The organism is Craurococcus roseus (genome assembly GCF_039523795.1).
In the GTDB taxonomy this organism is placed as follows: domain Bacteria; phylum Pseudomonadota; class Alphaproteobacteria; order Acetobacterales; family Acetobacteraceae; genus Craurococcus; species Craurococcus roseus.
In genome coordinates, this window is the sequence record NZ_BAAAFZ010000004.1 from 26,836 (window position 1) to 35,173 (window position 8,338).

An 8,338-nucleotide genomic window follows, 5' to 3' on the forward strand; every position below is an offset into this window, starting at 1 on the left:
GGCGCGGAGGCGGACCCGGCGACAGCCCGCGCGCGCTCGGCTAGCGTCGTTCCCATGCTCACGGGCAAGCGCATCCTGCTGGTCGTCTCGGGCAGCGTCGCCGCCTACAAGGCGCTGGAGTTCACGCGCCTGCTCCGCAAGGAGGGCGCCACCGTCACGGCCGTCCTGACCGCCGGCGGCGCCCGCTTCGTCACGCGCGAGGCGCTGGCCGGCATCACCGGCGAGCGCGTCCACGACGACCTTTGGGCGGCGGAGGCGGAGATCGGCCACATCCGCCTCGCCCGCGCCGCCGACTTGGCGGTGGTGGCGCCTGCCTCGGCCGACATCCTGGCGCGCATGGCGGCGGGGCTGACGAGCGACCTCGCCACCACCGTCCTGCTCGCCACCCGCGCGCCGGTGCTGGTGGCGCCGGCGATGAACCCGGCGATGTGGGAGCACCCCGCCACGCGCTCCAACATGGCGACGCTGGCGGCGCGCGGCGTGCGCGTCGCCGGCCCCGCCACGGGCGCCATGGCGGAGCCGGAGAGCGGTCCTGGCCGCCTCGTCGAACCGGCCGAGTTGCTGGACGCCGTCCGCGCCGTGCTGGCGCCGGCGGGCGACGGCCCGCTCTCCGGCCGCCACGCCCTCGTCACCTCCGGCCCGACGCACGAGCCGATAGACCCCGTGCGCTACATCGCCAACCGCAGCAGCGGCAAGCAGGGCCACGCCATCGCGGCGGCGCTGGCGGCCTCGGGCGCGCGCGTCACGCTCGTCTCCGGCCCGGTTTCGGTGCCGGACCCTCCGGGCGTGGAGGTGCGCCGCGTCGAGACCGCGCGCGAGATGCTCGCCGCCTGCGAGGCCGCCCTGCCCGCCGACGTGGCCGTGATGGCCGCCGCCGTCGCCGATTGGCGCACCGCGCGCGAAGCCGGGCAGAAGCTGAAGAAGGAGCCTGGCGCCGCCGCGCCCGTGCTGGAGATGGCGCTCAACCCCGACATCCTGGCGACGGTGGCAGGGCACCCGGAGCGGCGCCCCCGCCTCGTGGTCGGTTTCGCCGCCGAGACGGAGCGCGTGGTCGAGCACGCGGTCGCCAAGCGCGCCCGCAAGGGCTGCGACTGGATCGTGGCCAACGACGTGTCCGGCGGCGTGATGGGCGGCGCCGCGAACACGGTGCATCTGGTGACGGAAACGGGCGTGGAGGGCTGGCCGGAGATGCCGAAGCAGGAGGTCGCGCGCCGGTTGGCCGCCCGCATCGCCGAGGCGCTGGCGCGGTGAGCGACGACGCCGTCGCCGTGATTGAGGTGGTGCGCCTGCCGCACGCCCATGGCGTGCCGCTGCCCTCCTACGCCACCGAAGGCGCTGCGGGCATTGATCTCCTCGCCGCCGTGTCGGAGCCGCTTGTCATCGCCCCCGGCGCCCGCGCCTTGGTGCCCACCGGGCTGCGCTTGGCCCTGCCGCCGGGGCACGAGTTGCAGGTGCGCCCCCGCTCCGGCTTCGCGCTGCGCCACCGCATCGTCCTGCCCAACAGCCCCGGCACGATCGACGAGGACTTCCGCGGTTACCCGACCCCATTAAAGAATGGTTTTGGCTGACCGCGCCTGACGGGACTAGCACTCCGCGTGGACCGCGGACGACGATGACGCATGGCGTTCCTTTTCAAGCCGGATCGTGCGGCCCTCGCGGCGTCGGGGTACGAAAGGTTCGGCCATGTGCCGTTCCTGTTGTCGGCCGGCCTTGGATACCTCGACGGGCCGAATCGGTTCCTCAGGGAACGTGCGACCGGCGCGTGGCACCCCAACCGCCGTGAACGGTCGCCTTACTGCCCGACACGCACGACGCCGACATGGGGACCGGGCGCTGGAGCGCCGACGGATCCGCGCTGGAGAACAGCACGATCAACCGCCGGGTCGACACCGCCGTGGAATTCCTCGTGTGGGCGGGCGACCGCGGCCTGAGGAGACCGTTCGACGTGGCCGCCGAGTTCGCACCGCGCAGCTTCCCGCTCCGCGACGCCTCGACCGGGCCGGGGGCACGTCGAAACCGAAGTCCGGATCGGCAGGCGCCGGGTCCATCCTTGCCGCCTCCGCCTCCCTACGGCCGCGGAACTCCACGCTTGGCTGAGCGAGGTCGAAACCCGGCGCGGCAAGACGAAGGCGCTGATGTGCCGCAACATCCTCGAGACCGGCACGCGCCTTGAGGAGACCGCGTTGGTGAGGGCGGCGCAGCTGCCGGACCCGGACACGGTGGAGCCGGGCAAGCCGGCGAGGATGACGACCCGCTTCGGAATCAAAGGGGGGCGCGTCGTCGGCGACGCGAAGCGTCGCGGGAAGCCCCGCACGCTCCGTTTCACGGTTACCTTTCTCCGGGAACTCACTAACTACAAGGACCTGCGGAGAAAGGAGGCGCTGGCGGCGTTCCGCCTCCGCCACCCCGGGGAGCCGTCGCCGCCCGAACTGTTCCTATCGGAACGCACCGGGGAGCCAATCACCCCGGCCGCACTCTACAAATCGTGGCACGAATACGCCTCGCTGCCGTTCAAGGGCTTCAGCCCGCACATCGGCCGCCACACCTTCGCGTGCCTGACGGTGATGCGCCTCATCAAGGACGAGATGGCGTTGATCGAACGGAGCATCCACCTCGTCCCCGAGGCGATCATCTTCCAGCACGCGACGAGCCTCATCGACATCTACATCCGCCCGGTGCTGGGCCACGTCTCGCAAAGGACTACCGAACGGTACCTAGATTGAGTGGCCGACCACCTGCTGATCGCCGAACACTCCGCGGCTTGGGGGAGGTGCCTGGAGGATGCCGGTGCCTAGTTTGCACAAGCGCGTCCCCGACGCCGAGCGAGCGGGCGCGAGCGCAGCGCGGCCGGCCCCGGAAAAGAGGCCCTGGGCGACAAAACCCGATCGGGACGCGGTTCGCTGGGAGGTGCAGCCGGACGGCGACGGATGTTGCGGCCGTGCTCCTCGGGAGCGAGGAGGGGCGCCCGTACTCGGACGACCTCACTTCGGCCGTCGGGCACGCCGCCGTCTGGATCATGGAGGTGCTGGGACCTGACCTGGTCGCCTGCTGGACGCAATTCCGTGCCCTCCGGTCCAGATCGGACGGCGGCCAGCGCACCGCGGACATCGAAGCCGACCGGAAGAATTGGCTCCACGCCTGGCGGGGGTCGACACTCGATCCAGAGCTGCCCTTCAGGTACGCCTTCAAATTCAGGGTGAACAGCGGCAAAGGCCCATCCAGCACCGTCTGCGCCGCTTGGCCGCCGCAAGGCGGGTACGCGCTCCGGGCTCTGGTGTTCTTGCTCCAAGCGGCGCACATGGTTGTCCTCGCGCTGGCGGCGGCGCCTCGGGACGGTGGACTGGCCGGCTTGGCGCGCGAATGCCTCGACGAAGTCTGGGACCTCGACCTGCTCCTCGGGAACACCTTCAAGCCGTCGGCCAGCGCGCAGGGCCGAGCGCGGCGGTGGCCGTTGCCGCAAGCGGCCGTCTGCGCGATCAAGCAGCAACGGGCGCTCGCCGAGGCGATGGCGCCTGGGCGACCTGGGTTTTGGATGCCCTTCAATGCCGGCGGCGACGGCGTGGTGCGGAGCTGCTCCATGATCATCGCGTTTATCGCGTAAAACGTTCGGGCACGCCTCGGCTGTCGACCCATCCGCGCCCGAACGGAGCGAGAATGCCGAGCCCGGCGAAGGCGTTCCAGCGGCGGCCGCAGGCGCGCCCGTGCGCCCGATCACCGCGTTGCACATGGAGCACGGGATCGCCAGCGCCGGTCCCTTGCAAACCCGCGGGGTTGTCGAGCGCGCCGACGGCATGGTGCCGGTGCAGCCCGCGGCGCGGCGCCTCGGCCTGTCGCCCTCCCTCCTCCATGTATCGGGCCGGCACGGCGCGCTGGCGCACGACCAGCGCCTCCAGGCGTCGCGGGTCTGCCCCAGGCGCCGAAACTTCACCTTGGTGCGCCGAAGCCTTGGCTGCCGCCTGCACGTTGCTGACGCGACTGGAAGCCGGGGATGCCGTGGAAGCGGGCATGGCCACCCCGGCCGGTTGGCGGTTCGTCGCGGGGCTGGCGCCGGGCCCGCGTTCGTGGCAGCGGGGGACGCGCCCCGGAGGCCTGGCGGTGGGAGGAGGTTCGCGCCGAGTTGGACGCGGGGCGCTTGACGCTTGCGGCGGCGGAGGCTTTCGCCCGGGCCGCCGAAGCCGATGGGCTGGCACCCAAAGCGGGACCGGCCTCCGCATCCGCCGAGGCGCCGCCTGGGCCGGCGCAAGACGCCGCGCTCGGGCACACCGGAGGGGGGAGGATCCGATGATGCTGGACGACGCGCGGTTCGCGGACTTTGGCGTGAAGATCAAGCTGTTCGGCAACCCCCCCCCCGCGCATCGCGCGGGCGCTCGGTCTCCGCGTCGATCTGCCGGAGGTGGACAGCGGGGACCCGGCCTACTGGGACGAGATCTACCGCCTCGGCTGGATGCCAAAGCTGCGCGGCCGGGTCGCCGACACGGAGGAGGAACGCGGCGACCCGGACTGGTGCACGCTGCTGGCGCTCCCCTGGGGTCGGGTGCGCTTCGACCTCGAGGAGGGCGTGGTGGTGCGCACCACGGTCGCCGGCCTGCCGCCGACGCCCGACCTGGTGCACGGGCTGGCCGGCAGGGGCGGCCCGCGGAGGCATGAGGCCGGGATCGCGGCAGGTCATGCGGACGGTGTTCGGCGGCGGCGTGCCCGACGCCTCCATGGCCTTCGCGGCGGCCGGATTGGCGCCGGAGTCCGGGCTGCGCGGTGCGATCTGGTGGGAGCTGTTCCCGACGCGGTGGCCGTGGGCTTGAGCGCGCCCAAGCGACGGACGGTGCGGGAGCCCACGCCCCGCGCGTTCCTGCTTGTCGGCGCCTCGTGCGCGGCCAGCAGCTCATGGCTGCCTTCGGGCGCGTTTCCCGGAAGCGCCGCTGAGGCGGGTGCCCCCGGACTCTCGATGGTTGCCGGGACCAAAGCCATCCCCTCGGAGCGCGCCCCTGCGCCGACCTTCAGCGCCGCCACCCCGGCCGGTATCGAACGGATCGGCGCGGCCGTAGAGGCCGGGTACCGCGAGGCGGTCGCGCAGGAGTTCCGGCGCGCGCGCGCCGGCGGCGTCCTAGCTGCCGCGCCCGACGCCCAAGGCCGCCCTGCGGACCGGGTCGGCGATCGGGAGTGGCGCGCCGGGCCGTGGGGTTTCGCGGATGCCGCGTGGCGCTCCGCCCTCACGGCCGAGCCGGCGTAGGTGCGCCGGCTCGGAACGGCCGCGGCCCGCCCGGTGCCGGGCTTCAGGGAATGCCACGACTGCGGGAAACTGCTGCGGATGCCGCCGTTCCGGCCGGGGGCGGACGTCTGCTGCCCGCGCTGCGACGCGGTGCTCAGGCGCGGGCGCGAGCGGCCGCTCGGCACGGCCCTGGCGCTTGGCTTGGCCTGCCTGCCGCTCTACGGCGTCGCCGTGCTCGCGCCCTTCCTGGGCCTCGCCCTCTTGGGCCAGGGCCGGGACAGCCGCGTCGGCACGGGCGCGATCGGCTTCGCGCAGGACGGCTTTTGGCCACTCTCGGCCGTCGTCGCGCTGTGCGTCGTCGCGCTGCCCCTGCTGCGCATCCTGCTGCGCCTCGCCGTGCTGTGCGGGCTCCGCCTCCGCCGGCCGCCGGCGCGGCTGCCCGTCCTCTTCCGCTGGCACGAGCGCCTCGGCCCCTGGGCCATGCCGGAGGTGTTCCTCTTCGGCGCGCTCGTGTCCTACACGCGGCTCGTCGACCTCGCCGCCGTCGAGATCGGGCCGGCGGCCTACGGGCTCGGGCTGCTCGTGCTGGCGCTCGCGGCCGCCGACGCCACCTTCGCGCCGCAGGCCGTTTGGGAAGCGCTGGAACGGCGCGGCCGCACGAAAGCGGCCCGGGAAAAGGAGCCGGCCGGGCCCGGCGAGGCCGCGGAAACCGGCGCCGCGCCAGGATCGCGCCGCGTGGGCTGCCGCTGCTGCCACCTGCTCTGCGAGGCCGAACCGGGCCAGCGCTGCCCGCGTTGTGGTGACGCGCTGCACCGCCGCAAGCGCGACAGCGCCGCGCGTTGCTGGGCCCTGGTCCTGGCCGCCGCCATCCTCTACGTCCCGGCGAACTGGTTCCCCGTCATGGAGATCGTCAGCTTCGGCCGGGGCGGGCCGCACACCATCCTGGGCGGGGTCGTGGAATTCGTGGAAACCGGCTTCTGGCCCCTGGCCCTCATCGTGTTCCTCGCCAGCGTCGCGGTGCCGCTGCTCAAGCTCGCCGGGCTGGCAGCGATGCTGCTCGGCGTCCGGCGCCGCTACGCAGGCGGCTTGCGCGCCCGCACGCGCCTCTACCGGTTCATCGAGGCCATAGGCCGCTGGTCCATGATCGACGTCTTCGTCGTGGCGGTGCTGGTCGCCCTGGTGCGCTTCGGGGCGCTCGCCAGCATCTCGTCCGAGGTGGGCGCCGCGTGCTTCGCGGCCGTCGTCGTGCTCACCATGCTCGCCGCGGAGGCGTTCGACCCCAGGCTGATGTGGGACGCGGCCGAAGGGCCGGCCGGTCCTCCGGAAGGGGCCGGGCGATGAGCCGGACCCCGGAAGCGGCCGAGGCGGAGGAGGCGCGGGTCCGGGGGCGCCGCTTCTCCTTCGTTTGGCTCGTGCCCGTCGCCGCCGCCGCGCTCGCGGCCTACCTGTTCTACACGACCTACGCGTCCCGGGGTCCGCTGGTCACCGTCACCCTGGACGACGCCGGCGGGCTCACGGCCGGGCAAACGCCCGTGCGCTACAAGGCCGTCCAGGTCGGGACCGTCGAGGGCATCCGGCTGAGCGACGACCTTTCGAAGGTCCAGGCGGACGTCCGCATGGCCAAGCAGGTCGGCGGCCGCCTGACGGACGGGGCGCGCTTCTGGGTGGTGCGCCCGCGCCTGGCCGCCGGGAGCGTTTCGGGCCTGGAGACGATCGTGTCGGGCGCGTACATCGAGTTCGACCCGGGCGACCCCGCCGCCCGGGGGCGGCGCGACTTCACCGCGCTCGCCGACCCGCCGGGCGTCCGGTCGGACGAACCGGGCCGGGTGTTCGCGCTGCGCGCCGAGGCGCTCGGGTCGCTCGGCCGCGGCTCCCCCGTGTTCTTCCGCGACGTGGCGGTCGGCGAGGTGCTGGGCTTCGACCCGCCCGGGCTCGACGGCAGCGTCAAGCTCCGCGTCTTCGTCCGGGCGCCTTACGAAGGTTACGTCCGCGAGGGCTCGCGCTTTTGGAACGCGTCCGGCGTCGGCGTCGCGTTCGGGCCGGACGGGCTGAAGCTCGAACTGGCGAGCCTGCGCGCGATCCTGGCCGGTGGCGTGGCCTTCGACACCCCGCCGGCCCTGCGGGACCAGCCGCCGGCACCGGAAGGCGAGGTGTTCCCCTTGTACGAGAGCCGGGACGCGGCCGACGCCGCGACGTCTTCGGACCGGCTGGACTTCCTGGTCTACTTCGACGGGTCCGTGCGGGGCCTTTCCGCCGGTTCCCCGGTGGAGTTGCGCGGCCTGCGGATCGGGAGCGTGACGAGGGTGCAGCTCGAGTACGACGCCCGAGCCGAAACCTTCCGCGTGCCCGTCCGCATCGCGGTCGAGCCGTCGCTCATCTCCTTCCCCGCCGGGCGGCCTCAAGGGGAGGTGCGCGACCTCGCGGAGCGCATGGCCGCCCGCGGCATGCGCGCCCAGCTCCGCGGCGGCAACCCGCTGACCGGGCAGATGGCGGTGGCGCTCGACGCCGTGCCGGACGCGCCGCCGGCCGAGGTGCGCGAGGAAGGCGGGGAGATCGTGCTGCCCAGCTTGGATGGCGGCGGCGACGTGGTGTCGGCCGTCGGCGCCATCGCGGCCAAGCTCGAGCGCTTCCCGATGGAGGAGATCGGCCGCAACCTGAACGGCGTGCTGGCCGCCGTGAACGGCTTGGCAGGCGGGCCCGAGCTGCGCGACGCCGTCGGCGCCCTTTCCGAGACCCTCGGCGAGGCGCGGGACCTCGTCCGCAAGGCGGACGGGGGTGTCGCGCCGCTGCTCGGCCAGCTTCCCGCCATCGCCGGCAACCTGGACCGCGCGATCGGCCGCGCCAACGCGACCCTCTCCTCCATCGAACGCGGCTACGGCAAGGACTCCGACGTCAACCGCCAAGCGGAGCGCTTGCTAGGCCAAGCGACCGACATGGCCAGGTCGATCCGGCTGCTCGCCGATTTCCTCGGCCGCCAACCGGAGGCGCTGATCCGTGGCCGCGCCGGCGGCGGGGCGCTGGCGCGGTGAACGGCGCCCCCCTGCCGCGCCGGGCGACGCTGGGCGGCGGCCTCGGCCTGTGTCAGGCGCCCGTGCAAACCCCTCCGGCGGCGCCACTGAAAACCCGGCCACC

6 protein-coding genes and 1 pseudogene are annotated in these 8,338 nt (G+C 73.6%); all 7 read left to right on the forward strand.

The window, feature by feature from the left end:
• Positions 1 to 54: 54 nt before the first annotated feature.
• The 7 genes and pseudogenes from coaBC to ABD067_RS01120 all read left to right on the forward strand — a co-directional run bounded on the left by coaBC (position 55) and on the right by ABD067_RS01120 (position 8,235).
• Positions 55 to 1,251, forward strand: a complete 1,197-nt coding sequence (gene coaBC, locus ABD067_RS01090; RefSeq protein WP_343893283.1) for a bifunctional phosphopantothenoylcysteine decarboxylase/phosphopantothenate--cysteine ligase CoaBC — start codon at positions 55 to 57, stop codon at positions 1,249 to 1,251.
• A pseudogene (dut, locus tag ABD067_RS01095) lies at positions 1,248 to 1,535 on the forward strand (dUTP diphosphatase); the annotation flags it as partial. The gene coaBC and the pseudogene dut, both read left to right, overlap by 4 nt.
• 600 nt (positions 1,536 to 2,135) lie before the next feature.
• Positions 2,136 to 2,723, forward strand: coding sequence for a hypothetical protein (locus ABD067_RS01100; RefSeq protein WP_343893284.1), 588 nt, complete (start codon positions 2,136 to 2,138; stop codon positions 2,721 to 2,723).
• Between the two features lie 215 nt (positions 2,724 to 2,938).
• Entirely contained in the window at positions 2,939 to 3,601 is a 663-nt protein-coding gene (locus ABD067_RS01105; protein ID WP_343893285.1) for a hypothetical protein, read from the forward strand.
• Between the two features lie 792 nt (positions 3,602 to 4,393).
• The gene (locus ABD067_RS01110) at positions 4,394 to 5,227 is read left to right on the forward strand and encodes a hypothetical protein (protein WP_343893286.1); all 834 of its coding nucleotides are present in this window, start codon (positions 4,394 to 4,396) and stop codon (positions 5,225 to 5,227) included.
• 33 nt (positions 5,228 to 5,260) lie between these two features.
• A complete protein-coding gene (locus ABD067_RS01115) occupies positions 5,261 to 6,547 on the forward strand; it encodes a paraquat-inducible protein A (RefSeq protein WP_343893288.1) in 1,287 nt (428 codons plus the stop codon).
• The gene (locus ABD067_RS01120) at positions 6,544 to 8,235 is read left to right on the forward strand and encodes a PqiB family protein (protein ID WP_343893287.1); all 1,692 of its coding nucleotides are present in this window, start codon (positions 6,544 to 6,546) and stop codon (positions 8,233 to 8,235) included. The genes ABD067_RS01115 and ABD067_RS01120 overlap by 4 nt, the downstream gene beginning before the upstream one ends.
• The last annotated feature ends 103 nt before the right edge of the window (positions 8,236 to 8,338 follow it).

Coding starts and splice junctions, on each gene's coding strand:
- coaBC (WP_343893283.1), top strand. CDS start 55: ATGCTCACGGGCAAGCGCATCCTGCTGGTCGTCTCGGGCAGCGTCGCC.
- ABD067_RS01100 (WP_343893284.1), top strand. CDS start 2,136: ATGTGCCGCAACATCCTCGAGACCGGCACGCGCCTTGAGGAGACCGCG.
- ABD067_RS01120 (WP_343893287.1), top strand. CDS start 6,544: ATGAGCCGGACCCCGGAAGCGGCCGAGGCGGAGGAGGCGCGGGTCCGG.